Below are 24,797 nucleotides of genomic sequence, written 5' to 3' on the forward strand. Positions count from 1 at the left end.
GTTCACACGGGCGGTGTACTTAAGTCACGAGCGGTGGAACATCGCGCGCTAAAACTTAGAGCATGGACCGAAAACGGTTAATCGGAGCCATTCCAATCATCGTCGCATGTCAAGACTCCTGGTGTGCAGCGAACCCGATCTGCCGTCCGTCAACATGAGGGCGGCTCTCATGAAGATGCATCGCTGGGAGGACCTCGGGGAGAAGGACGGCGCCCGTTTCAGCGTATGCGGCGACACCTACATGGTCTCCATCGACGACATGCACATACGCCACGACGACATCGACCGCCAGGCGGAGGATTTCGGGATCAGGGTGGACGATGTGGTCGTGATGTCCAAGCATTCCGCCAAGAGCGGCAAGCCCGCGCTCACGGCCCACCCCATCGGAAACTATCACGGCAACGAGTACGGTGGAAGGGCGGAGACCCTGGTCAGACCCTCGCCGGCGCTGATGTCTGACGCGCTGAGGAGGATCGTCGCATACAACGACGTGCCCGGGATACAGACATGCTTCGAGGTCACCCACCACGGGCCTTGGATGGAGAGGCCGACGTTCTACATCGAGATAGGAAGCGACGAGTCGCATTGGGGCGACATCCATTCCGCGGAGGTCCTCGCGAGGGTCATCACGGATATGGAGCCCCATGATGAGTATCCCACGGTCGTTGGTGTCGGCGGCGGGCACTACGCCCCCAGGTTCACGGATCTGGTACTCTCGCGCAAGGTCAACATGGGCCATATGCTGCCGGTCTACCAGTTCGAGGGAAGGGACGACGAGGACTTCCTGCGCATGCTCGATGACGCATGCAGGGCAACAGGCACAGACCAGGTGTACATCCACAGGAAGTCCATGAAGGGTCCCGAGGAGCACAGGGTGAAGGGGCTGGTGCAGTCCGCGGGTTACGACACGCCCAAGTCGGCGGACTTCGAGCCGCTCAATGGGAATTGACGAACGTTCCGTCGAACCTCTCGCCCAGGATGGCCTTCCTGAGTTCGTCCAGGTTCCTGCCGTCGACGATCATGATGTCGATGCTCTTCTCGGCGGCTATCTTCACGCCCAGGGGGTCGAAGACGCTTGACTTGGACGCTCCGTGCTCCTTATACACGATCTCGCCCAGCCTCTCTATCGTCATCTCGGGGATCCTGACGGCGTCCGGATTGCTGCGGGGGTCGTCGGTGTACACCGCATCCACGGAAGTGGCGTTGACCACCCTGTCGGCGTCCATGCAGGACGCGACCATCATGGCGACGGCGTCCGTAGTGTGTCCGGGCTCGGTCCCGCCCATGACGGCGATCCTTCCAACCTCGGCCCTGGATGCGGTCTCCTCGGCAGTCTCAGGCACCTTGTCGGGCATGTTGCCGAGGGCGAGTGCCAGCAACTGCGCGTTGAGCCTGGTGGCGCCTATGCCGAGGATGTCCAGCTGATAGGTGTCGCCTCCGAGCTCGCGACCGGTCTCGGCGTAGTACCTGGCGGTCTTCCCGCCTCCGCAGACCACTGCGAGTCTGACGCTTCCGGACAGCTCCTTCAGCATCGACGCAAGTCTGGCTATGTATTCGGCATCGTTGTTCCCGGGAACCAGAATGGACCCGCCTATCGAGACGACTACGCTGTCCGTTTGACCACACACCAATATGTTAAATAAGAATGGGACTTGACATAAAAATGTTGGTGAAGTCATGGGAGAAACCAATTCAGAGGACAAAGCCAGATACGACTTCAAGAAGGATATGCAGGAGATCACCAATTACAGGGGCAGGGGAACCGAGCTCATCTCGGTCTACATCCCCGGCAACAAGCAGATCTCCGACGTCATGGCGTATTTGAGGAACGAGCAGTCCCAGGCGTCCAACATCAAGTCCAAGACTACGATGAAGAACGTCACCAGCGCCATCGACTCGATAGCGGCTCGACTCAAAACGTACAAGGCACCGCCAGAGAATGGTGTCGTGATTTTCTGCGGGGAGGTCCCCAGGGCCGGCGACCAGACCAAGATGGTCCAGTACGTCATCAATCCGCCCGAACCCATCACCGCGTTCCTCTACAGATGCGATTCGACGTTCTTCACAGACCCGCTCCAGTCTATGATGCTAGACAAGAAGTGCTACGGGCTCATAACCATCGACAGGTCCGAGGCCACGCTGGGTCTGCTCATGGGAAGCAGGATCCAGGTCCTGAAGCACTTCGATTCGCTCGTCCCCAGCAAGCACCACCAGGGAGGTCAGTCCTCGGTCCGTTTCGAGAGGCTGATCGAGATCGCGGCCCACGAGTTCTTCAAGAAGGTCGCGGACAACGCCACCGAGGTCTTCCTCAACAGGCCCGAGCTCCTGGGCATCCTCGTGGGAGGGCCCGGGGCGACGAAGGACTTCTTCGTCAAGGAGGAGTACCTGCACCATGAGCTCAGGAAGAAAGTCGTCACCCCCCTCGTCGACACGGGGTACACGGACGAGTCCGGTCTCAGGGAGCTGGTGCAGAACGCCCAGAACATCATCACCGACATGCAGCTCACGAAGGAGAAGGAGTACATGCAGCGCCTCTTCACCGAGATCAGGAAGACCGACGGAGGTCTCTCCTGCTACGGGGAGGACGAGGTCCGCAACGCGCTGGACATGGGCGCAGTGGACATGCTCCTGATCTCGGAGTCACTCAGCAAGAGGAGGGTCACTGTCCAGTGCCCCTCCGGACACGAGCACGAGCTCACTGTGAAGGACCCGGACGAGAGGATCGCCTGTCCCGAATGCGGTGCCACGGCGACTGTCGTCAAGGACGAGGACCTCATCGACGACTTCTTCATGAGGGCGGACGCGTTCAACACCCGCGTCCAGATCATCTCCCCCGACTCGGAGGAGGGTGACATGCTCCTGAAGGCCTTCGGAGGTATCGCGGCGATTCTCAGGTACAGGGTGTGAATGAAATGTCCGTAATGAACGAGTTCGAGAACCAGGTCCGCGCGAAGGTCGCGGACGCTCTGGCAGCAATGGGCGCGGACGTGCAGTTCGTGACGGAGCTGCCGTCAGTGGACACAGCCGATCTGGCGGTGCCCTGCTTCACGATGTCCAAGGCCCTGAGGAAGGCCCCTCAGGCGATCGCAGACGAGCTGGCGGCGGCCATCGAGCCTTCCGGGCTCGTGTCCTCCGTCTCGTCGTGCAACGGCTACCTCAACTTCTGCATGGACGGCGCGGCGCTCGTCAAGGGAGTGCTCGACGACATCATCGCGTCCGGCGAATGCTTCAACGCGGAGCCGACCGGGCAGAGGGTCAATGTGGAGCACACATCCACCAACCCCACCGGGCCCATCCACGTGGGCAGGGCCAGGAACCCCATCATCGGGGACACCCTGGCGAGATGCCTGAAGAGATGCGGCCACGAGGTCACCACCGAGTACTACGTGAACGACGTGGGGAAGCAGGTCGTCATCCTGACGTGGGGCGTCAACAACGTCTCCGACGAGGTCGCCGAGGCCGAGGCCGAGGAGCACGCCAAGAACGCCGGCCACGAGAAGGAGAGGGACAAGACAGACCACAGGCTGGTCGCTAAGTACAGGGTCGCCAACAGGATGATGGAGAGCGATCCCGGCGTCCAGGCGCAGATCGCCGACATGCTCAGGAGGTTCGAGGCCGGGGACCGCGAGGTCATCGACACCGTCCGCCACACCGCCGAGATCATGCTCGGAGGCCTGAGGGAGACCCTGGCGAACATCAACGTCACGCTTGACAGGTACACATGGGAGTCCGACTTCATCGCGGACGGCTCCGCAAGGGATGTCGTCGAGAGGCTCAAGGTCTCGGATTATGCCGGACAGACCGACGACGGTGCGTGGTACGTCGATCTGAAGGACTTCGGCATCCAGGGGAAGAACACCAAGTTCACGTTCACGAGGTCCGACGGAACCACGCTGTACACGACCCGTGACATCGCGTACCATCTGGACAAGTTCTCCAGGTCCGACCGCGTCATCGACGTGCTCGGGGAGGACCAGAAGCTGGGTTCCAAGCAGCTCTGCTCCGTTCTGGAGATCCTCGGACACGACAAGATGCCCGAACCCCTGTTCTACTCCTTCGTCTCCCTCCCAGAGGGGAAGATGTCCACCCGCAAGGGTGTGGTCGTCTATCTCGACGACCTCATCGACGAGGCCGTGGCCCATGCCTACGACGAGATCAAGTCGAGGGTGGAGACCAGGAACTCGGACATGACCGAGGAGAGGATGAGGGAGATAGCCCGCATCGTCGGAACCGGCGCGATCAGGTACAACATCGTCCGTGTCCAGCCCGAGAAGCAGCTGGTGTTCAAGTGGAGCGAGGCGCTCAACTTCGACGGCAACTCCGGACCGTACCTCCAGTACGTCCATGCCAGGGCATGCAGCATGCTGAGGAAGGCCGGGGAGTACCAGCGCGACACCGATCCCAGCAAGCTCACCGACCCTATGGAGGTCAACCTCGTCAAGAAGCTCGCACGCTACGGGGAGGTACTCAGGGAGGCCGGTGACGGCAAGAGGGTTCACATGCTCCCTGCATACGGACATGAGCTCGCCGTAGCCTTCAACCAGTTCTACGCTGCCGTGTCCGTTCTCGACGCCGGTCCCCGCAGGGATGCCAGGCTGACCCTGGTGGAGTGCACCAAGACCGTCCTGGCGGATGTCCTCGACTGTCTGGGCATGGGCGCTCCCGAGGAGATGTGAGCATGGATATCCGTCCCGTCAGGATCAGGGACATCGAGAAGGTCCGCGAGCTGGAGCTCTCCTGCATCCGCGAGTACTTCGCCGAGACGCTGGAGAACAAGTGGGAGGACCTCCCGCAGGAGTGGAAGGACAACCTCGGGGCCAGCAGCAGGAACCACTTCAAGGCGTACCTCGACAGCGGCCTCAGTCTCGTTGCCGAGGAGGACGGGGAGATCGTGGGATTCATCTTCGCCCAGATGCTCCACCACATCGCCGACGAGGACAACCTGCTCTGGATCGAGAACATGGGGGTCCATCCGTATTTCCGCAGGAACATGGTCGGATACCAGCTCCTCAGGGAGTGCGTCAGGCTCGGTCGCGAGCAGGGCGCCGGTGTGGCACATGCGATGATCCAGCCAAACAACGCCCCCTCCATCCTCATGTTTAAGAAGCTGGGCTTCTTCATGGACAGGCGCGAGGTCGCGCTGATGGACCTGAACGATCCCAATCTCAAACTCTGAACAAACGCCGTGCCGACGTTCTCGTCGGCGCGGCCATCTTCCTTTTCGATATCTCGGAAGACTGCAGGATTCCGGGAAACTGTGAAACGAAGACAAAAAAGATGGACGGGGCGCACCCCGTCCGGTTTCAAGGGAGGATCACTCCTGCTCCTTCTTCTTCCTCTTCTCCTCGAGGTATCTCTCCCTCTCGGATTTGTCCGAGGACTTCTTCTTCTCCTTGTCGGCGGCCTTCTTGGCCTTCTCAGCCTGCTTCTGGGCCTCGAGCTCCTCGAAGGTCATCTTGGGCGCCTTCTCCTTCCTCTCCAGGAGTCTGGACTCCTTGACCTTCGGCTCCTCCGCGACCTTGGGTTCGGCCGCTTTGGGCTGCTCCTCGGACTTGGCGACGTACCTCTTCCTCTCGGTGGTGGGTGCGGGCGTCTTCTCCTTCTTCTGCTTCTTGTCGGCCTTGGCGGCCATCTCCGCCTTCCTCTGGGCCTCGAGCTCCTCGAAGGTCATCTCGGGCTTCACCTTGGGGGTGTCGCGCATCTTGATGTATGCGAAGATCACGATGATGATGACGACGACGGCGATGGCTCCGTAGACGGCCCAGTTGGACAGGATGTTCTGGGTGACCTCGACGTTCACGTTGAACCCGTGTCCTCCCTCCATCTCGTTCGCAGGTGTGCATTCGACCCTGATGGTGTGGTTGCCGACCGAGGTCATCATGCCGAGGTCGACGTGGATGACGTTCTCTCCGGGGGTGACGTTGAAGGTCTGCACGGAGAGTTCCCTGCCGTTCTCGGTGATGGTCACCGTGAGTTCGAAGCTGTTGTCGCTCTGGAGGGTGAAGTCGAATCCCCCTCCGTTCATGTTGTCGACCTCGACGGTCCCGCTGGGGCTGTTCTCGATGGTCGCGGCATCCGCGACGGGCACCAGCATCAGGGCGAAGAGGACGACCGCCGAGACGGCGATGATCTGTTTGCAGTTCATGTGCTCGCCTCAGGTGATGATCTCCTCGACGCGCTCCTGCTCTATCGCCTTGCGGATCTCCATCGACAGTCTCCTTCCGGAAGACATGTTTGTCCTCCACAGGGTGTTCCCGTAGGGGTGTCCGACGGACATGTGGACGTTGGTTCCGCCTCCGATGCGGGGCGCCACATCGTAGATGTAGAAGTTCAGGTCCTTGTCGACGCAGGTCTGCAGGCAGAACGGGCCGATGATTCCGGGATCGTAGAACTTCTTGGTGGCGGCCACGTACTTCTCAGCGAGTCCGAAGGCCTTGTCCAGGAGGGACTCCCTCAGGGTGGCGGAGTTGTGTCCGCACACGGTGTATTCGGGGATGATCCCGTCCTCCTCCAGCTCCACCTGCTGTTTGCCGGGGAGCCTGCAGTATCCGTCGAGGGAGCTCTCGAACCTCCAGTCGATTCCCAGGAGCTCGATCTTCTCGCCCTTCTCCTCGAGAGGGGAGTAGAAGAAGTCGAGGTTGAACACGGGTCCGATGATGTACTGCTCCATCCTGGCGTGCTCGAGGAAGTTCTCCTCGATGACGCCCTGGGCGATGAGCTCGTTGGACTTCTCCACGAACTGGTCGTAGTCCTTGGCGGTGAAGAATCCCCTCTCGAGCTTCTTCACCTTGTGGTGGACCTTGATGATGGTGAGGCCGTCGATGTCCTCGGGCTTCTCGACCTTCTTGGGGAAGGGCATCCCCGCCTGCTCCAGCAGCCAGTAGTAGTCGCGCTCGTCACCCCTCTCCTCGGACCTCAGGAGGTTCCTGCTTCCGACCATGGGGACGGCGAAGTCGTTCTCGACGGCGTCGATCCCGCAGTAGGAAACGAAGGACCTGTTGGGGACGAAGAGGACGTTGTTGTCCATCAGGCTCCTCTGCACATCGGGTTTGAGGATGCTGTTGAACTTGTCCAGAACCACGGGCTCGTCCACGACGCCCCTGATGAGGTTGCCCTGGGCGTCCCTCTGGGACCTGAAGTACTTGGAGAACGTTGCGTCCCTGCCCTGCTGGCAGACCGCGACGGTCCTGAATCCCTCGGAAACGGCTCCGTCGCAGGTGTCGAGGGCAGAGTGGGAGGCGATTACACCTACTTTGGCCTCCTTGAGGTTGTACTTCTCAAGGTTGCCGAGTACCTCGTCTCTGCTGATCATGTTGAATCACTGGCTAGGCCATCTACTCCGTTGTAATAATAACTTCGCGCGCGCGGGACAGCATGCCTGTCGGTTTTCGGAGGCGTCTGCAAGTACCTACAAATACATCGAGGCACTGGCGACGCCATGGACCAGCCGAGCATGGACGAACTGTCGATGCTGACGAGGGTGAATCTGATCTTCAGGTTCAGTTACACGATCCCGTTCCTCCTGGCATCCGTGTGCGGTGTCGTCTACGCGGTGCCTTACGACGTACCCTGGCACATAATGGTCCTGATACCCGTGGCCGTCCTTCTGCTGGCACTGTTCGTGAACTTCTCCAACGACTATTTCGACCACAAGTCCGGCGTGGACAAGAAGGTCAACGACCGGAAGTCCAGGACAAGGGACAACCTGATGACCTCAGATGCCGTGAAGAGGGTGTACTGGGAGGGCAACCAGTTCGATACCGGTCTGGTGACCGAGAGGCAGGGGAAGGCGATCATGGCCGCCCTTTTGGTCCTGATTGTCATCGTCGCACTGCCGGTGATCGCCTACGGCGGATGGTCCGTCGTGGTCCTGGGGCTCATAGGTGCCGCCCTGGCATTCTTCTACACCGCGCCTCCCGTGAACCTGGGGGCGAGGGGCCTGGGCGAGGTCTCCGTGGCGATATCGTTCTTCATGATGTGCTTCTGCTCGTTCTACGTGGCAACCGGCACGTTAACCGTGGAGATCCTTCTATTCTCGGTCATGATCGGGATCATCGTGGGTCTGATGCGCCTCATCGACTCGATGTCGGCCAACGACGTCCATCTAGAGATGCACGAGGTCAACATGTCCATCAGGCTCGGGACGGAAGGCACCGTGAGGGCGATCAAGGCGGCGGTGGTCATCGCGTACGTGCTGGCGGCGCTGATGTGCTACTACAACCTGCTGAACGTCCTGCTCTTCGCGACCCTTCTGATTACCGTCAAGATGGTCAGGGTGATCGACGCCCGCAGGGAGCACTGGGATGTCGCCATTATCCCGTTCTCGTTCCTGTTCTCGCTGCTGACGGAGGTTCTCTTCCTGGTCGTCACGCTCTGCACGATGGCGGTCGGCCCCGTCGTCTTCTGGTGAGTGTCAGCTCTTGGATTTGGCGAAGACAGGGAACATCTCCAGGATGGTGGCTGGGGAACCACGGTCGATGAGGTAGTACTCGCGGACGGCGTCGTAGCCGCAGTGCCTGCACGATTCGGTTCCCTCCGAGGGGCATCCGTTCTTCCTGGAGCCGTCTGGCATGGTGAACGCTGACAGGTACTTGGGGCATCTGGATCCCCAATCCTCCTCGGCCAGGAGCTTCAGGCCCTTCTTGGAGTTCAGGATCGGGAAGCCCTCCTTCTTGAGCGAGGCTATCTCGTCGATGGCCCTCCTCTTCTCCTCGGGGGTCGGGAGGAGTTCGTACGGCGGCGGGGTGATGAAGTTGAATACGATGCCCGCGAGGCGGGGGTTGGATTTGACGATCTCCACAATCTCGCGAATATGCTCGAGGTTGCCCTTTTGCAGGACCATGTTTGCGTACACCCTGCCGGAGAATTCGAGGCCGGAGAGGGTGTCCATGAGCTTGTCGTATGCTCCATCGCCGCGGACGTAGTCGTGAACGGCCTTCGGACCGTCGAGGCTGACGGAGATGACGTCGGAGTTAGTGAAGATCCTCCCCGTGGTCCCGTTCGTGGTGTATCCCACGTTGTAGTATCCGATGCTCTTGGCAGCGTCTATCAGGTCGCCGAGGTCCTTGTCGCCGTCTCTCCAGATGGTGGTCTCGCCGCCCTCGAAATACGCTATCCTGGCACCGGACTCGTACCTCTCCCTAAGGTCGGTGACGATCTCATCGTACGTCTGTGCGGCCTTGATCCCGGGATTGGCCTTCAGCATGGAGTCTATGTGGCAGTGTCTGCATCTGAGGTTGCAGGCGTAGCCTATGCCCATGGTGATGACAAGCGGGTTCTTCCTCCCGCATTTGGACAGAATCCACCATTTAGCATAGCCCGTGAACTGCTTGACGGCCATGCCGGTGTGATTTTGGGAACCGTATTTAGGGTTTTGCGATGACACGCAGACACTTAGTAGGGAGAAGAAATGGTAGCCTCGCCCAGATTCGAACTGAGGTCGCAGGATCCAGAGTCCCGCATGATTGACCACTACACTACGAGGCTATCGAATCATCCGCATTCTGTTATCGTTCTTAAAATTATCGGCGTTCGACGATGCATGGTTTCATCAATCGGTTTTCGAGTCCATCTCGTCGCAGATCCTCTCGACGATCTCTGCGAATCCGTCCTCTCCGACTTCATATCTGCCTTTCAGGGTCATATCCATTATCAGGAGCAGATTCGACACGAACTTCCCTCTCGGGGACAGCCTGTATTTCATCACCATTCTGCCGTCCCTCACAAGGCGTTCCTCTACGAGACCGCCCTCTCTCAGGAGGTCGACCCGGTCCCTGACCATCTTCCAGTTGGAGATGTACTCGTTGAGTTCACTCTGGGTCATCTCCTCACTCATGCGGAGTTTCAGCAAGGAGGTTATCACATGTTTCCTTCCCAGAATCTCCTCAGCGCCTAGTGCCATATCGGGGGCATCGGGTTATGTCTATGATTTCAGTTTTCTGAACTTAAATTATTTATCTATCAAATCGTTAGGTTTCTCACCATTCGTCTACGAAATGGACGTTTGTAGATACAAATGGATAGGACGATACATCCAACTCAGAAGGCGAAGACGTATGATGTTAGATTCGGGAGCCCCAATCGATGTTCTTGAGGAAAAACATGCCATATCGACCATGATATACCTTCTAGACAACGACGGATGTCGGAAGTCGGACATCTACAGAGATGTATCACGCAACCCCCGGATGCCCGAGAAGCTGGATCTCTTGGAGAATCGCGGTCTCATCGTGCAGAGCCCCATCGATGAGCGCAACTCCGTAAACATCCATCTGACGGACATGGGGAAGGATGTCGCCCTGGCGCTCAGGGACATCGCCGCCAGGATGACCCAGTGAGTCAGTACTCGCATCCGCCGTTGACGATTCCGATTATGTCGTCGACGTATCCGGCCGCTCTGTCCTCCATCCTGAGGTCCAGGTCGGACAGTCCGCGCCTGTACGCGTCCATGACCGCGCGCGGGACGGGTGTGAAGTCCGTGTTCATGGCGGGCCCGATCTCAGCCATCTCGGATTCGAACCTGTCCCTAGGGATCGAGAGGATGTAAGCGACCGTCTCGTAGACGATGCGATCCTCGTCGAGATACTTCAGGAGGGCACCCTGGTTCCTCGTGGGTTCGTCCTCGCCTATGGCAAGTCTCAGCTCGGCGATCTCCACAGCCTTCCTGGCAGCGACCGCCCTTATGACGCCGTCGTCGTACTGTCTGAGGACCTCGTACATGTGTGCGAGTCCGGGGTCGTTCTCCATCTTCATGCGGAGCCGATGGGCATGGACGATTTTAAAAAATGGGATGACAGCGCGTTGCCGTCTATTTCGGTAAGGGTGGCCGGGGCGTCGCCCCGGCTATTTGATCACTGGACTGCCTTCTCGACCTTGGCGAAGATCTCGTCGATGCTTCCGACACCCTCGATGGTGACGAGGGTTCCCTTCTTCGCGTAGTAGTCAATGAGAGGCATGGTGTTCTCGCGGTAGACCTTGAGCCTGTTGAGGACGGTCTCCTCCTTGTCGTCGTCCCTCTGGTAGAGCTTGCCTCCGCACTTGTCGCAGACGCCCTCCTGCTTCGGGGGGTTGTAGATCAGGTGGTAGACGGCGTTGCAGTCGGGGCAGGAGCGCCTCTTGGTGAGCCTGTTGATGAGCTCCTCATCGGCGACGTCGAGGTTGAGGGCGAGGTCCACGTCGAGCTGCTCGGCGAGTGCGTCGGCCTGCTCCACGGTCCTGGGGAACCCGTCGAGGATCACTCCGCCCTTGGCCTGGGCGATCTTCTCCTTCATGAGTCCGATGATGAGGTCGTTGGGCACGAGGGCGCCGGAGTCCATGTACTCCTTGGCCTTCTTCCCGAGGTCGGTTCCGTTCCTGACGGCTTCGCGCAGCATGTCGCCGGTGGAGAGCCTGGTGTACCCGAGCTCGTCGCTGAGTTTCTCGCCCTGGGTTCCTTTTCCGGATCCCGGGGGTCCAAGAAGAACGATCGTGGATTTCATGGAGGCTCGGAGTTCTTCATAATATATCAATACGAGGGAGGGGGACGGAATCCAATTAAATCCAGGAGTGTTCCTCAGAAAGGGGCTTCGGATGAAGATCGGATTGGGAATGGACACGGGTGGCACCTACACCGACGCTGTGATAATGGATCTGGACACGGGGAAGGTCCTGGACAAGGCTAAGTCCATGACGACCCGCGAGGACCTGTGCATAGGAATAAGGGGAGCCATCGAGGGCATAGGCGAGGAGTACCTGAGGGACGTCACCGTCGTCGCGCTGTCCTCCACTCTGGCGACCAACTCGGTCGTGGAGGGGAAGGGGTGCAGGGTCGGTCTGGTCTGCATAGGAGGCGATTACAACAGGGCCGTCAATGCCGACTACTCCGTCAGGGTGGCGGGCGGTCACGACTACCACGGGGACCCGAACGAGCCCCTGGACGTCGACGCGGTAAGGGGCTTTCTGGAGTCCGTCCGCGGGAGGATCGACGGTCTGGCCGTGTCGGGGTACCTTTCGATACGCAATCCGGAGCACGAGGACGCGGTCCGCGAGATGGCCAAGGACATCCTCGGGGTCCCGGTGGTCTGCGGGCACGAGCTGTCATCCAGTCTGGGGTTCAGCGAGCGTACGACCACCTGCATCATGAACAGCAGGCTGATCCCGGTGATGGACGGTCTGATACGCTCGGTCGAGGCGGTCCTCGGGGAGAAGGGCGTCCACGCACCCCTGATGATTTTCCGCGGGGACGGCACTATGATGAGCGGGGCCGTGGCGAGGGAGAGGCCGGTCGAGACGATCCTCTCGGGACCCGCCGCCAGCCTCATGGGCGCCATGCACATGACCGGCATCAGGGACGCGGTCGTCATGGACATGGGCGGGACGACCACCGATATCGGGGTCCTGCGCGACGGAAGGCCCAGCCTGGATCCGGAGGGGGCCATGATCGGGGGCAAGAGGACCAGGGTCATGGCCGCCCAGATCGCCACATCCGGCATCGGAGGGGACAGCCGCATCGTCGTCAACCAGGGACGCATAGTGCTTACATCGCTCCGCGTCATGCCGCTGTGCGTTGCCGCCAGGAGATGGCCACATGTGGCCGAGTCCCTGTCGTCGGTATATGCGAACCTCCCGACGCGCTACATGAGGCCTGTCAACGTGGAGAACAAGGTGTTCAGGACGGAGTTCCTCCGTACGATAGGCCGTCCGAGGGATCCCTCGATGGTCACGGAGGCCGACAACGAGCTTCTCGAACTGGCTTCGTCCAGACCGTACACCGTGAGCGGGGCGGCAATGGAGCTGCGCCGCGACGAGTACGAGTTCAACATCCCCTCCCTCGAGAGCTACGGTTTCATACAGAGGATCGGGTTGACGCCCACGGACATCCTCCACGCTGACGGGACATACACGGAATTCGACGCTGACGCATCCAAAGCGGGTGTGGCGTACATGGCCGCCCTCGCGGGCATGTCGCCCGAGGCGTTCATCGCAAAGGCCCGTGACGCCATCCGCAACAAGCTGGCACTGGAGCTGGCGAAGGTCGTGCTCACCGAGGACTCCGGAGAACTGGACCTCGGGAAGACCGGCATGGACATGGTCATGAAGTCCATCACGGGCACGCCCGGGAAGGACTTCCACTGCACCCTGACCCTGGACAAGCCGATCATCGGGATCGGGGCGCCGTCCGGAGTCTACATAAGGTGGATGGCGGGGGTGTTCGGCACGGATGTGATCATCGACGGGGACTCCGACGTGGGCAACGCCGTAGGGGCGATAACGTCGTCCGTTTCGGAGTCGATAGACATCCTGATCAGGCCCATGCTGATGGTGAAGGCCAAGGGGGAGTACGAGGCGTTCTCCAAGCTGGGCAGGTTCAGGTACGACAGCATCGAGGAGGCGATCTCGGACCAGGAGGCCAGAGCCAGGGAGTACGTGGTCGCGGCAGCTGAGAGGAGCAACGCGGAGAACGTGTGCGTCTCAGTCGACTCCGACCGCCATCTGTACATGACCCTCCCGGGAGGACGCGACCTGGACGAGGTCGAGATGCGCATCACCGCCGCCGGAAAGCCGAAACAGTTCCTCCGATGACATGTGCCAGATGTCTGTCCGGCACCATCATCGGGTCGTCTAAACCTCACTGAAAACAAGACGCGCACGCGCGCAACCTATTAAAGCATGGGTCGTCATCGTCCCCCAGTTCAGAGAGGTGTCCATCTTGGATCAGAGCATCATCGACCAGATCGAGAAAGTCGTCGGAAAGGAGGGCTACTCCGTCGAGCCCGCCGTCCTGTACACGTACGGTTTCGACGCATCCATTTTCCACAACACCCCGGACATCGTCGTCCAGCCCAGGACGACTGAGCAGGTTTCCGAGGTCATGAAGATCGCATACGCCAACAAGATCCCCGTCACCCCGCGCGGAGCGGGCACCGGGCTCTGCGGGTCGGCCGTCCCCATCAAGGGCGGCATAGTAATGGCCATGCAGAGGATGAACAAGGTGAAGAAGGTCAGCGTCGCCGACCTCTGGGTCGATGTCGAGGCTGGGTGCGTCTACAACGACCTCAACGAGGAGCTCGCCAAGTACGGCTTCTTCTTCCCCCCGTCCCCCGGTTCGGCCGAGGCCTGCCAGATCGGAGGCATGGTGGCGAACAACGCATCCGGCATGCGCGCCGTCAAGTACGGGGCGACCAGGGACTTCGTCATGGGACTCACCTTCGTCAAGGCAGACGGGGAGATCGTCCGCTGCGGGACCAGGACCATCAAGGACTCCTCGGGATACCAGCTGGCGCGTCTGATGTGCGGCTCCGAGGGAACGCTCGGTATCATCACCGAGGTCACCCTGAAGCTGACAACCAAGCCCAAGAAGGCGGCGAACTGCCTGTGCTGCTTCAACACGGTCGAGGACGCCGGCAGGTGCATCTCGGCCATCATCGCCAAGCCCCTCATTCCCTCGTCCTGCGAGCTAATGGACAGCGTCAGCATAAGCGCGGTGAACAAGGCACGCGGGAACCCCTCCCGGACTGCGGTGCGCTGTGCATCGTCGAGGTCGACGGAGAGACGGACGAGATCATAGACAGGGACCTCGCGATTGTCGAGGAGATCGCCAAGGAGATCGGAGCGATCGAGGTCATCCCCACAAAGGACAAGAAGCTCATGGCCCAGTGGACCGACGCTAGGAAGTCCGTCATGACATCGCTCTCCGCGCTGAAGCCCGGCTACGCCTGCGTCTCGCTCGCCGACGACATGGGCGTCTCAGTGTCCCAGGTCCCCAAGGCGGTCAAGGCGTTCCAGGAGATAGCAGAGAAGTACGACGTGACCATCGCGACCTACGGCCACGCCTCCGACGGGAACCTCCACACCAAGATGGTCATCGACGTCTACGACAAGGACCAGTGGGAGAGGGGTGTCAAGGCCGTCGACGAGATCTTCGACGCATGCATCGAGCTTGGCGGAACGGTCACCGGGGAGCACGGTGTCGGAATCTCAAAGGCGCCCAACTTCCAGAAGGAGAGGGCATCCGAGATGTCCAGCATCAGGGCCATCAAGAAGGCCATGGACTCGGAGAACATCCTCAACCCCGGCAAGCTGGAGCAGTGGGAGGGAGGCATCCTCAGGAACCTGAGGTACCCCTGCCCAGACTTCATGTGATTCTAAACCCTGGGGGCTATGCCCCCGACCCCCTTCTCAATCGATGCAGGTCTGAGTTCCAGCGTATCAGTCCATCGATGGATCCGCCTGCCCGCTCCGGATTCCCGAGACGAAAGCCAGCTGGATCTCCGCACCACGCATCGGTCTGCCATCAGGCGAACGGGTTGGCGAACGCATAGTAGGAGATGTCGAACGCCATGTAGACGCAGACGACCTCTATGATCGCGATGGCGAACATGGCGATCCAGATGCCCTTGTTCCACATCAGGATCTTGCCGCCGTCGAGGGGGCCGATGGGTATCAGGTTGAACAGCGCCAGGAACGAGTTGAGCGATGCCAGCATCACGAAGACCAGGATGACCAGGAACATCGGGTCGTCCAGGAAGTACGGGCTGTCGTTCATGGTCATGACAGCCGCGATCCCTATGGCCGCCAGGACGATGTTGACGATCGGTCCGGCCATGCTGATCCTGCCGTTCTTCTCGATGTCGGCGTATCCGCGGATGTAGACGGCTCCGGGCGCCGCGAAGAGGAACCCGAGCATCGACGTGATCAGCGTGAGGATGAGTCCCATCGGGTAAAGCCTGAACTCGGACCACATGCCGTATTTCTGAGCCACGAACTTGTGTCCGAACTCGTGCAGGAGGAACGAGAACACCACGAGGACCAGGCATATCGCGAAAAGCCCCGCCCATCTGCCGGTCTCACCCAGGTGGTATTCCAGACATGTCATGATGGTGTTGTTGCGGTACAGGATGAGGAACGCGATCGAGAGGATCACGATGGAGACGAATATGTCTCTGAGCTCCTCGCTGCTGAACCTCTTCTTCCCGTATCCGGGGTTGACATGGATCTCGTAGTCGTACGGGTCCTGCATGATCTGTCGATACAGGCTCACCAATATAAAGATGAAGCAGAATCCTTCGACGATGGCTCAGAACATAGCCCACGGCAAGGAGGTCTACAGATGGTGCGACAGCTGCGGCACCCTCCTCCTGGGGGAGGCCTGCTCCGTCTGCGGTTCCTCAGGGAGGGAGTTCAGGGTCAACAGCCCCGGGGACATCAGGCCGTGCATGGGCGATAGCGTGGACATGATCCTGAGCCTGTTCCGCGAGGCCTTCGGCACCGACGCCCCCCTCAGGGGGAAGTCGATCTGGCTCAACAAGGTTCCCGGAGAGGACCGCACCGACGAGGTCATCGCCGACGGCTCCGTACTGGGCGTCGCGAGGTTCGACATGCGCTTGGACAGAATGGTCCTGGAGATCAGGCAGCCGGGCGCCGAGATGTTCAATCCCGTGGCGACCAAGAACGTGGTCTGGTTCTGGGGCATGTCGGGCCATCTGAAGGGCAAGACGATCCCGGGGGAGAACCTCAACGACGTCGTCGGGGAGTTCTCCAGGGGCGATTCCCTGATCCTCAGAAAGGGCCAGAGAATAGGCGTCGGCATCGCTCTCGAGGACAGTTCCTCACTCAAGTCCGCCGAACGCGCAATAAAGATTCGTGACATAGGCCAGCCGGCCCCCGCCCGCGAGGTGAGGGACGCCGACCTGTCGACGTTCACCGCCTGCAACCGCGACCATCTCAGGCGCATGCAGAGGCGCGCCGTGAAGGAGATCAGGGTGTTCCTCGCCGAGAAGAACCCGAAGGGCCTTCCCGTGACCGTCTCGTTCTCCGGCGGCAAGGACTCGCTGGCGGCCTACGGTCTGGCGTCCCAGGCCGCCGAGGGGGTCGAGCTCATGTACATAGACACCGGTCTGGAGTTCCCCGAGACCGTGGAGTACGTCAGGGGATTCGCCCGGGATCACGGCTGCAGGCTGCACGTCGCCTCCGGAGGGAACGGGTTCTGGGACAACGTGGATGCCTTCGGACCGCCCGCCAAGGACTTCCGCTGGTGCTGCAAGGTCTGCAAGCTCGGACCCATCACCGACATGATCGCCGACGAGTTCCCGGATGGGACGGTGACGGTGGAGGGGAACCGCTGGCTGGAGTCGTACGCCAGGTCGGGCATAGGGTTCGTTACCAGGAACCCCTTCGTTCCGAACCAGGTCAACCTCAATCCCATCCGCTCATGGACGGCCGCCGAGGTCTGGCTGTACATCCTGTCCCACGGGCTCCGCTACAACCCGCTGTACGACCGGGACTTCGAGAGGATCGGGTGCTACCTGTGCCCCTCCTGCCTGTCGAGCGAATGGAGGAACACGGGGAGGATCCATCCGGAGCTCTACTCCCGGTGGGAGGACCATCTGCATAGGTACGCCGAATCCAGGGGTCTCCCGGAGGAGTACGTGGACTCGGGGTTCTGGCGTTGGAAGGTCCTTCCGCCCAAGATGGTCCAGCTGGCGGAGGAGATGCGTCTGGACCTGAGACCGAAGAACGCGTCCGGACCCGCCATGAAGATGCTGAAGGGGGCCTCGTCCTGTGCCGCGGGGGGTTACTCCATGGAGGCCGTGGTCACGATCCCTCGCGCCAGGGACTTCTCGTACGTGGCCGACGCCCTCCGCACGGTGGGGGACGTGAGGTACGACGCCGAGTACGAGATCGCGCTGCTGAGGCTGCCCATCGGCAGGGCGAGGCTGTTCGGCGGCGGCCAGGTGTCCGTGAACGCTCCTGACGAGGGCAACGTCAGGAGGATCTTCGAGAGGTCGGTGAAGGCCCTCATACGCGCCCAGATGTGCACCGAGTGCGGGATCTGCGAGAAGGGCTGCCCGAGGAGAGCCATCCGCATATCCGGCGGCATGAGGGTGGATCCGGAACGCTGCAACTCGTGCGGCAGGTGCGAGAGGTCGTGCATGGTCGTCCATTACTACGACAAGCTGATGGACGGGGTGTCCGATGGGTCCTCCCGCAAGCATTAAAATACCCCCACACATCCCAATCATATGGATTGGATATTCGGCCTCGCGATGCTGCTGGGCATAGGTCCCGCGTTGATCCTCATGTACCTGGGGGTCCGCAACTACACGTATCCGAAGGTCGAGCAGCCGTTCTTCAGCGATCCCACGTTCTTCATATTGCTGGTCGTCGGGATGATCGCCGGATCGATCCTGTTCTTCGCGATGATCGCCATGGGCTTCGCGTCCAACGTGGTGTACATGGTCATCCTCGCCGCGATAGAGGCGATGGTCCTGGTCGTGGTGATGAACCTGAAGCGCTTCAGGGGGAAATCGGACTCCATGTTCTACGGCTACGCCCTGGGCCTCGGCATGTCCTGCGGGCTGTCCACGGGTATCGTGTTCGTCACGGCCAGCACGGTCGAGACGTTCGACGCCTCCGTCATCGTGCTGGTGCTCATCTCCGTGTCCATGTCCCTGATGCTCGGAGCGTGCGGGACGACCGTCGGAGAGGGCATCGCCAGGCACAGGGTGATGGAGTTCGCCCTTCAGGCGATGATCCCGCTGATAATCTACAACATCCTCCTGACCGTCCTCCTCCAGGGAGGGGAGCTGGGGGGAATGGTCGCGTACTACGTCTGCGCCGCCGTGGCGCTGGTGTTCGGCGCGGTGCTGTACTACCGCACGATGCTCATCCGCCTCCCCCAGATCGTCAGGGAGGTCCTCAAGATGGAGGGCAAGAAGCGCGACGACCTTCCGAAGTGATCAGGCCCTGTAGACGCCGACCCTGACCTCGGAGATGATGCAGCGGTCCAGCATGGCCGAGACCATCTTCTCGGCGCGGTCCCCTGCGACCTCCCTAACGTCGTCCAGCGTGAACGTGCCCTTGATCGCCGTAAGGCCCTCGGCGAGGATCGTCATCTTCTCTTCCAGGTCGGAGCAGTGCTCGTACCTGTAGACCATGGTGGAGTAGGGGTCCGCCTCGGCTATCCTCTGCTTCTTCTTGACCATGTCTGGCGGCACGAACCCGGTCGCCTGGGAGAGCGCCTCGCGGACCACGTCCTGGTCGGGGGACTCGAAGTAGAACGACAGGTCCTTGGTCTTCTGGACGCAGTTGCAGTACGGGCAGGTGGATTCCGATTTCGATCTGTCGACGATCCTGGGTCTCCTGCACACCCCGCAGAGCGTGAGCCCGTACATCAGCGGTACTCCGTGAAGACGAGGGCTGCCACGCAGCAACCGTAGTGGTCCAGGGGGATCTCCAGCTCCTCCGTGGCGAACTGGATCTCCTCGAACTCGACGCCGCGGATCTCGGACATCTCGTTCATCTTCCAGGTCAGGATTTCTTTCAGGGAGTCCGCGGAGCCGTGGATGTGCCCCTCGGCGACGTATCCTCCCTTCCCGTCCTTCCTGTAGGCGTAGGCGATCCCGGCGGCGATGGTCTCGCCCTCGGTGCCCCTCATCTGGGCCAGGACGCAGTGGGTGACGGCCCCCATGGGCATCTCGCAGATCTCGACGCGTTCGGCGTTCTTGGGTATGACGGAGGACACGGACACGAGGTTCTGCTCGCCGATCCCGGCGGAGATGAGCGCTCTGTCGAACGCGTTGAGGTCGGATGTCCTGCTCACCGCCGAGCTGTGCGTGATGAAGAATCTGGAGGGTACGAGTTCCATGCCCGTCCCTATCCGGGTTCCCCGATAAATTGATGACGTCGGTCGGAGGCTCACCCGTACAGGTTCCCCGCGACCTCCTCCTCCTGCCTCTCGGCGGCCTCCTGGTCGGACTGTATCTTCTTGCGGATCTCCTCCGCCTCGCCGAGGAGCGGTTTGGTGCTGAGCCTCAGTCCGGGGATCATCGAGGATATTGCGGGTACGAACTGCGCGGCGGAGCCGGGGTCGGGCAGGTTCGGGTTGGCCGGCACCATGATGGATGTGATCCCCATCCCCCATGTGGGCGCCTCGTAGAGCATCACGCCGGTGATGCCCTTGACCATGCCGCCCTCCATCAGGGCGAATTTGGATTTCTTGATCATCTTGTCGCTGCCGGGGCCAACCCCGCAAACGACGGGCACATCGTCCTCCGACATCCTGGCCGTTCCCTCCAGGCATACGATGTCGCGGCAGCCAGCGTAGTTCAGGTACGACAGGATGGCCTGGACTACCTCGTAGCAGTCCTCGGGCTTAGGCGCATACTCCGACAGGCAGACGATCAGATCCCTCCCGGTCTTGGTGGTGTGCTTCCTCCCGTAGAATCTCACGGGCGGATACGCCACCCCGCGGTGGATCAGGCAGTACGGCGGCATGGTGGGCGACGATAGCCCCGCGATGGCCCCCATCTCGAGCTGGCCGACCATGTAGTTGGCCATGATTGAACTGACCAGCCCGACGCTCGGGAACCCTATGATTGCGACCGGGTTCTCCAGGCCCATGTCCGCGTATCTTATGGTCTTGACTGCCATGCCTCCGGGTAAAGGCGTTAACCTTTTTAAGAAGTTCTATTCTATCCGAATCCATGAGCGGTAGCACCATCACCTCGTCCAGCACCTCCGGCGGAGTCCCGGTGGTCGTGGAGAACATCCCCGGAAGCCAGAGCGCTGCATTCATGATCGGCGTCGCCACCGGGTCCAGGGACGAGCATCCGGAGATATTCGGTCTGTCGCACCTCCTGGAGCACACGGTTTTCAGGGAGACCGAGACCAGGGACTCGTACCAGATGGCTAAGGAGATGGAGGGGGCCGGTGGAGAGCTCAACGCGTTCACCGGCAGGGAGATGACCGCGTTCTACGGGATCACGATCAAGGAGACCGCGCCGACTGCCATGGACATGGTCGGGGACATAGTCGCCCATCCCAAGATCAACGAGGAGGACACCGAGCTCGAGAAGAAGATCGTCCTGCAGGAGCTGAGCATGATCCGCAACGAGCCGGACAGCTACATACACGACCTCTTCGAGTCCACGCTCTGGAGGGGCCACGCCCTCTCCCAGGACGAGGGCGGCGACGAGAAGGTCGTCGCGGGGCTGACGTCCGCGGACCTCCGCGCCTACTACGAGGAGAAGTACCTGATCCCCAACCTGGCGGTCTACGCTGCCGGCGCCATAGACGTCGACGAGACGGTCCGCTGGGCCGAGGAGGTGCTGGATCCCATGAAGGGAGGCGCCAGGAACACCCGCAGCGCCCCGCAGACCCCGAACTCGGAGTACCGCTTCGTCAAGGGCGATGCCGAGCACTGCCACGTCGCCATGGGGTTCCCGTCATACGGCGCATCCCATCCGGACAGGATGGCCGCCTCCATGCTGAGCGCGGTCCTCGGATCCGGCACGAGCTCCAGGCTGTTCCAGAACGTCAGGGAGAAGAAGGCCCTGGTGTACTCGATATACACCACGGTGTCTCAGAACAGCGACGCCTCATCGCTTACATCCTACATGTCGTGCACGGACGGCAACGTCATAGAGGCGATGGAGACCGTCGCATCGGTCATTTCCCAGTTCCTGAGGGAGGGGTTGGAGAAGGGCGAGCTGGAGAGGGCGAAGAGGCTCATCAAGGGAGCCAACGTCCGCAGCATGGAGTCCACGGAGCACAGGCTCTACAGGCTCGGGGTCAACCACATGCTCAACGGTGCCACAGAGACCCTGGAGGAGCGTCTGTCGAGGATAGACGCCGTCACGGAGGATGACGTCATGCGCGTAGCCGACGACCTTCTGAGGGCGGACCGCCTGAACACGGTCGTCCTCGGCAAGGGGAACAGGGAGATCAGGAAGTACGACGCCTCGGCGCTGACCCTGTGAGCTCCTCCATTATGTGGAGCACCGCCCTGCCGGCGCTTTCCACGGAGCCCTCCACCTCGGGGGTCATGGTTTCGGTGACCGTCTTGATGTCCTGGACCTCGATGGCGACGAACCTGACCTCCTCAGGCATTATGTCCGGGTCCATCTGACGGCCGATCTTGATCGCCGTGGGTAGGTTGACGTCATGCGACGCCGCATGGGCGATGGCCTCGTCGAAGTCGCGCTCGGAGAACAGCATGACCGTCCCGGGGCCGTAGTTCCCGGTCTGGATGGCGTCGACTATAATGGCGTACCTGTATCCGTGTATTACGGGCAGGATGTCCAGCCCCCCGACCGCCTCCTGGCAGCAGTCCACGTTCTCGAGGCCCATGGCCTCGATCGCCTCCGAAACGCGGAGCCCGACGGCGTCGTCGCACATTATCGGGCTTCCGAGTCCCACGACGACGATCTCTGCATCTCTGTCCACGCCTGTCACCGGGGTACCTCCTTCGCAAATCGCATCGGTGGGCGTGCGGCAGCGCCGTCCCCGCCCATCCGTGGGTCTGCCATCCCCGTTCTGATACTTTTCGGCTTCGTCGGTCAGCGGCCGTCCGCGACGCCCAACACCCCATGCGATACTCCGCAGGTGTTATCTCCGAGGATAACACTGCTATGCGGCATGGACATAACGGTCCGGAACTCGCAGACCATCAACGGTAAGACGATCACCACCCGTCAGCTGGAGGCCCTCCTCGCGGTACAGGACACGGGGAGCCAGACAGCCGCCGCGAGGAGGCTGGGGATATCCGTGCCTGTCCTCCACAAGTACATGCGCGTCATCGAGGAAGCGGTCGGCGAACCGGTCCTCAAGACCACGCCAGGGGGGTCGACCCTGACCGAGCAGGGGGAGAGGATTGCGTCCCTGGCACGGTCCATGGACCATCGCTGCGAGACCGAGAGGGGGTTCACCGTGTGCTGCAGCCCCGTCACCGAGGACCTGACGATGTCCGTGATATCGTCTCTGAAGATCCCGGGGGCGAACATAGTGGTCTCGGACGACCAGTACAACATCCGCATGATGCGCGAGGACCGTGCGGACCTGGCGATCATCGACGATCCGCTGTACCTCTTCGACGCGGAGGAGTTCCAGATGGAGGAGATCGGATACATGGGCATGGTGCTCGTCGATAACGGACCCTCGTTCATCCGTTACAAGTACGGTGCGCAGAGGGTCGCGTTCATGTATCTGGATTCGGAGGACAGGCAGTACACGATCGACTCCGAGACGTTCTCCCTCCCGGAGCTCCTCGGGTCGAACAAGAGCTTCTTCATCGACGAGTTCATGCTGACCAGGAGGAACCTCAGGCTGAAGAGCGCTGTGGATCCTAAGATGCTGCGCCATGCCATAACGGCGATCTACCGCGAGGAGACGAGGACCGTGTCCAGGGTCATAAAGGCGCTGATAGCCAGGAACATCTGATCCTGGTGTTTTATCCAATAGGATAACACCATTGCGGCATTAACTGTCCATATTAAATATCATCAAACAGGTTTCTGCGTCGATAACTATGGTAACGCCCAACCCCGATTTCGCCAAAGAGATCGCCGCAGCCGGCGGCGAGGAAGTCAAGATGTGCTTCCAGTGCGGAACCTGCACCGCCGGATGCCCCTCCGGAAGGAGGACATCCTACAGGGTCAGGAAACTCATGAGGATGGCTCAGCTCGGAATGAAGGAGGAGATCGTCAACAGCGAGGAGCTGTGGGAGTGCAGCACCTGCTACACCTGCGTCGAGAGGTGCCCCAGGCAGGTTCCCATCGTGGACATCATCATCGCCCTCAGGAACATTGCAGTCGCCGAGGGTCACATGTACGAGAACCACAAGAACACTGCCAAGAACCTGGCCAAGTACGGACACACCGTCTCCGTCCAGGACAAGATCACCGCCCTCAGGGAGCAGATCGGACTTCCCGGCATCCCGCCCACCGTTCTCTCCAACGACAAGGCAAAGGCCGACCTCGACAAGATCCTGACTCTCACGGGATTCGACAAGATTACGGAGTGATTCTCATGGCAAAATACGCGTTTTTCCTCGGATGCATCGCACCCCTCAGGTACCCTGGAATCGAGAAGTCCACGAGGGAGGTCTGTGCCGCCCTCGGAGTCGAGCTCGTCGACCTCCAGGATGCTAGCTGCTGCCCCGCCCCCGGAGTCATCAGGGCGTTCAGCAAGAAGACCTGGCTCGCAGCTGCCGCCAGGAACCTGGCCCTCGCCGAGAAGCAGGGTCTCCCGATCCTCACCATCTGCAACGGATGCTACGGATCCCTGTTCGACGCCGCCCACGAGCTCGCTCACGACGAGAAGCTCCTGGCCGAGGTCAACGAGGTCCTGAAGGAGATCGGAATGGAGTACAAGGGAACCACCAAGGTCTACCACTTTGCCGAGGTCCTGTACAGGGAGGTCGGAATCGAGGGAATCAAGGCCAAGATCACCAACCCTCTGTCCTATCAGGTTGCTGCCTTCTACGGATGCCACTTCCTGAAGCCCAGCAACATCAAGGGCGTTGACGACCCCGAGGACCCCAAGATCCTGGACGAGCTGATCGAGGCCACCGGTGCCAAGAGCATGCCCAGGAAGCAGAAGATGCTGTGCTGCGGAGCTGGAGGAGGACTCAAGGCCGCCTTCGGAGACGTCGCCAAGAAGTTCACCGAGACCAACCTCGAGAACATGAAGGAGTCCGGTGCCCAGTACATCATCGACGTCTGTCCGTTCTGCCACCTGCAGTTCGACGGAGTGCAGAAGGAGCTCGGATACAACATCCCCGTCCTGCACCTGTCCCAGCTCTACGGACTGGCCATGGGAATGACCGCAGAGGACCTCGCTCTCTCCGCGCACGTCACCCCCGTGACCCTCTGATAAACCCCAATCAACCCAGGAGGGGCATCCGCCCCTCCACATTTTTCCTCGCTTCTCCGCCTGTTTCCATCCGTCTCCCCGTCATCCCCGGTGCCCTGTCCGTGGCGTTTCAACTCTTAGAAAATTCAGGTTAAATTCAAATATAAGCGGTACTAATCCAATCAGGA

General features: G+C 60.7%; 24 protein-coding genes, 1 tRNA gene and 2 pseudogenes. 14 read left to right on the forward strand and 13 right to left on the reverse strand.

Features of this window, described 5'->3' with window-relative positions; genetic code table 11:
• Window positions 1-241: 241 nt before the first annotated feature.
• The gene (locus tag JS82_01500; protein QHK18358.1) at window positions 242-949 is read left to right on the forward strand and encodes a hypothetical protein; all 708 of its coding nucleotides are present in this window, start codon (window positions 242-244) and stop codon (window positions 947-949) included.
• Here the strand turns inward: JS82_01500 and pyrH are convergent.
• The gene (pyrH, locus tag JS82_01505) at window positions 936-1,679 is read right to left on the reverse strand and encodes a UMP kinase (protein ID QHK16877.1); all 744 of its coding nucleotides are present in this window, start codon (window positions 1,677-1,679) and stop codon (window positions 936-938) included. The two genes, JS82_01500 and pyrH, sit on opposite strands and share 14 nt — an antisense overlap.
• On the opposite strand from pyrH, the gene prf1 reads away from it, so the two are divergent.
• Genes prf1 through JS82_01520 form a run of 3 tightly spaced genes read left to right on the forward strand, consistent with a single transcriptional unit; the run spans window position 1,678 to window position 5,176 of the window.
• Complete coding sequence (gene prf1, locus JS82_01510; protein QHK16878.1) at window positions 1,678-2,907, forward strand: peptide chain release factor 1; 1,230 nt, start codon at window positions 1,678-1,680, stop codon at window positions 2,905-2,907. The genes pyrH and prf1 overlap by 2 nt on opposite strands.
• 5 nt (window positions 2,908-2,912) lie before the next feature.
• The gene (locus JS82_01515) at window positions 2,913-4,676 is read left to right on the forward strand and encodes an arginine--tRNA ligase (protein ID QHK16879.1); all 1,764 of its coding nucleotides are present in this window, start codon (window positions 2,913-2,915) and stop codon (window positions 4,674-4,676) included.
• Between the two features lie 2 nt (window positions 4,677-4,678).
• The gene (locus tag JS82_01520; protein ID QHK16880.1) at window positions 4,679-5,176 is read left to right on the forward strand and encodes a GNAT family N-acetyltransferase; all 498 of its coding nucleotides are present in this window, start codon (window positions 4,679-4,681) and stop codon (window positions 5,174-5,176) included.
• Between the two features lie 138 nt (window positions 5,177-5,314).
• Here the strand turns inward: JS82_01520 and JS82_01525 are convergent, their stop codons facing one another.
• Entirely contained in the window at window positions 5,315-6,145 is an 831-nt protein-coding gene (locus tag JS82_01525) for a hypothetical protein (protein ID QHK16881.1), read from the reverse strand.
• A gap of 9 nt (window positions 6,146-6,154) precedes the next feature.
• Entirely contained in the window at window positions 6,155-7,312 is a 1,158-nt protein-coding gene (locus JS82_01530; GenBank protein ID QHK16882.1) for a DUF1297 domain-containing protein, read from the reverse strand.
• 126 nt (window positions 7,313-7,438) lie between these two features.
• On the opposite strand from JS82_01530, the gene JS82_01535 reads away from it, so the two are divergent.
• Window positions 7,439-8,410, forward strand: a complete 972-nt coding sequence (locus JS82_01535) for a hypothetical protein (GenBank protein ID QHK16883.1) — start codon at window positions 7,439-7,441, stop codon at window positions 8,408-8,410.
• Window positions 8,411-8,413: 3 nt separating this feature from the next.
• Here JS82_01535 and JS82_01540 read toward each other — a convergent pair whose 3' ends face one another.
• From JS82_01540 to JS82_01550, 3 genes are all read right to left on the reverse strand, one after another.
• Window positions 8,414-9,340 carry a radical SAM protein gene (locus JS82_01540; protein ID QHK16884.1) on the reverse strand — a complete coding sequence of 309 codons (927 nt, stop codon included), beginning with the start codon at window positions 9,338-9,340 and terminating at the stop codon, window positions 8,414-8,416.
• Between the two features lie 70 nt (window positions 9,341-9,410).
• Window positions 9,411-9,486: transfer RNA gene (locus JS82_01545), tRNA-Gln, on the reverse strand.
• A 64-nt stretch (window positions 9,487-9,550) separates the two neighbouring features.
• The gene (locus JS82_01550) at window positions 9,551-9,835 is read right to left on the reverse strand and encodes a hypothetical protein (GenBank protein ID QHK16885.1); all 285 of its coding nucleotides are present in this window, start codon (window positions 9,833-9,835) and stop codon (window positions 9,551-9,553) included.
• A 352-nt stretch (window positions 9,836-10,187) separates the two neighbouring features.
• Here JS82_01550 and JS82_01555 point away from each other — a divergent pair, with 352 nt between their 5' ends.
• A complete protein-coding gene (locus tag JS82_01555; GenBank protein QHK16886.1) occupies window positions 10,188-10,337 on the forward strand; it encodes a hypothetical protein in 150 nt (49 codons plus the stop codon).
• 1 nt (window position 10,338) lies between these two features.
• Here JS82_01555 and JS82_01560 read toward each other — a convergent pair whose 3' ends face one another.
• On the reverse strand, window positions 10,339-10,752 hold the full coding sequence (locus JS82_01560) for a hypothetical protein (GenBank protein QHK16887.1): 414 nt from the start codon (window positions 10,750-10,752) through the stop codon (window positions 10,339-10,341).
• Window positions 10,753-10,850: 98 nt separating this feature from the next.
• The gene (locus JS82_01565) at window positions 10,851-11,477 is read right to left on the reverse strand and encodes an adenylate kinase (GenBank protein QHK16888.1); all 627 of its coding nucleotides are present in this window, start codon (window positions 11,475-11,477) and stop codon (window positions 10,851-10,853) included.
• A gap of 91 nt (window positions 11,478-11,568) precedes the next feature.
• On the opposite strand from JS82_01565, the gene JS82_01570 reads away from it, so the two are divergent.
• Both JS82_01570 and JS82_01575 read left to right on the forward strand, forming a co-directional pair.
• Window positions 11,569-13,560, forward strand: a complete 1,992-nt coding sequence (locus tag JS82_01570; GenBank protein QHK16889.1) for a hydantoinase/oxoprolinase family protein — start codon at window positions 11,569-11,571, stop codon at window positions 13,558-13,560.
• Between the two features lie 118 nt (window positions 13,561-13,678).
• Window positions 13,679-15,120: pseudogene (locus JS82_01575) on the forward strand (FAD-binding protein).
• Between the two features lie 217 nt (window positions 15,121-15,337).
• Here the strand turns inward: JS82_01575 and JS82_01580 are convergent.
• Window positions 15,338-15,853: pseudogene (locus tag JS82_01580) on the reverse strand (Zn-dependent protease).
• A 175-nt stretch (window positions 15,854-16,028) separates the two neighbouring features.
• On the opposite strand from JS82_01580, the gene JS82_01585 reads away from it, so the two are divergent.
• Both JS82_01585 and JS82_01590 read left to right on the forward strand, forming a co-directional pair.
• Window positions 16,029-17,975 (forward strand): phosphoadenosine phosphosulfate reductase family protein, encoded by a 1,947-nt coding sequence (locus JS82_01585; GenBank protein QHK16890.1) that lies wholly within the window; start codon window positions 16,029-16,031, stop codon window positions 17,973-17,975.
• Window positions 17,976-17,999: 24 nt separating this feature from the next.
• Window positions 18,000-18,716, forward strand: a complete 717-nt coding sequence (locus tag JS82_01590) for a hypothetical protein (GenBank protein ID QHK16891.1) — start codon at window positions 18,000-18,002, stop codon at window positions 18,714-18,716.
• On the opposite strand, the gene JS82_01595 is transcribed toward JS82_01590, so the two are convergent.
• Genes JS82_01595 through JS82_01605 form a run of 3 tightly spaced genes read right to left on the reverse strand, consistent with a single transcriptional unit; the run spans window position 18,717 to window position 20,409 of the window.
• The gene (locus tag JS82_01595; GenBank protein ID QHK16892.1) at window positions 18,717-19,151 is read right to left on the reverse strand and encodes a hypothetical protein; all 435 of its coding nucleotides are present in this window, start codon (window positions 19,149-19,151) and stop codon (window positions 18,717-18,719) included.
• Window positions 19,151-19,624 (reverse strand): pyruvoyl-dependent arginine decarboxylase, encoded by a 474-nt coding sequence (locus JS82_01600; protein ID QHK16893.1) that lies wholly within the window; start codon window positions 19,622-19,624, stop codon window positions 19,151-19,153. Before JS82_01600 ends, JS82_01595 begins: the two co-directional genes overlap by 1 nt.
• A gap of 50 nt (window positions 19,625-19,674) precedes the next feature.
• Window positions 19,675-20,409: a hypothetical protein gene (locus JS82_01605; GenBank protein QHK16894.1), complete on the reverse strand. Its 735-nt coding sequence runs from the start codon at window positions 20,407-20,409 to the stop codon at window positions 19,675-19,677.
• A 53-nt stretch (window positions 20,410-20,462) separates the two neighbouring features.
• Between JS82_01605 and JS82_01610 the strand changes: the two genes are divergently transcribed.
• The gene (locus JS82_01610; GenBank protein QHK16895.1) at window positions 20,463-21,737 is read left to right on the forward strand and encodes an insulinase family protein; all 1,275 of its coding nucleotides are present in this window, start codon (window positions 20,463-20,465) and stop codon (window positions 21,735-21,737) included.
• On the opposite strand, the gene JS82_01615 is transcribed toward JS82_01610, so the two are convergent.
• Window positions 21,703-22,203, reverse strand: coding sequence for a hydrogenase maturation protease (locus JS82_01615; GenBank protein QHK16896.1), 501 nt, complete (start codon window positions 22,201-22,203; stop codon window positions 21,703-21,705). The two genes, JS82_01610 and JS82_01615, sit on opposite strands and share 35 nt — an antisense overlap.
• Window positions 22,204-22,395: 192 nt before the next feature.
• Here JS82_01615 and JS82_01620 point away from each other — a divergent pair, with 192 nt between their 5' ends.
• The 3 genes from JS82_01620 to hdrB all read left to right on the forward strand — a co-directional run bounded on the left by JS82_01620 (window position 22,396) and on the right by hdrB (window position 24,630).
• Window positions 22,396-23,196, forward strand: coding sequence for a LysR family transcriptional regulator (locus tag JS82_01620; protein ID QHK16897.1), 801 nt, complete (start codon window positions 22,396-22,398; stop codon window positions 23,194-23,196).
• Between the two features lie 88 nt (window positions 23,197-23,284).
• Window positions 23,285-23,779 (forward strand): CoB--CoM heterodisulfide reductase subunit C, encoded by a 495-nt coding sequence (gene hdrC / locus JS82_01625; protein ID QHK16898.1) that lies wholly within the window; start codon window positions 23,285-23,287, stop codon window positions 23,777-23,779.
• Between the two features lie 5 nt (window positions 23,780-23,784).
• Window positions 23,785-24,630 carry a CoB--CoM heterodisulfide reductase subunit B gene (hdrB, locus tag JS82_01630; protein QHK16899.1) on the forward strand — a complete coding sequence of 282 codons (846 nt, stop codon included), beginning with the start codon at window positions 23,785-23,787 and terminating at the stop codon, window positions 24,628-24,630.
• The last annotated feature ends 167 nt before the right edge of the window (window positions 24,631-24,797 follow it).

Source organism: Methanomassiliicoccaceae archaeon DOK (assembly GCA_009911715.1).
Classification (GTDB): Archaea; Thermoplasmatota; Thermoplasmata; order Methanomassiliicoccales; family Methanomethylophilaceae; genus Methanoprimaticola.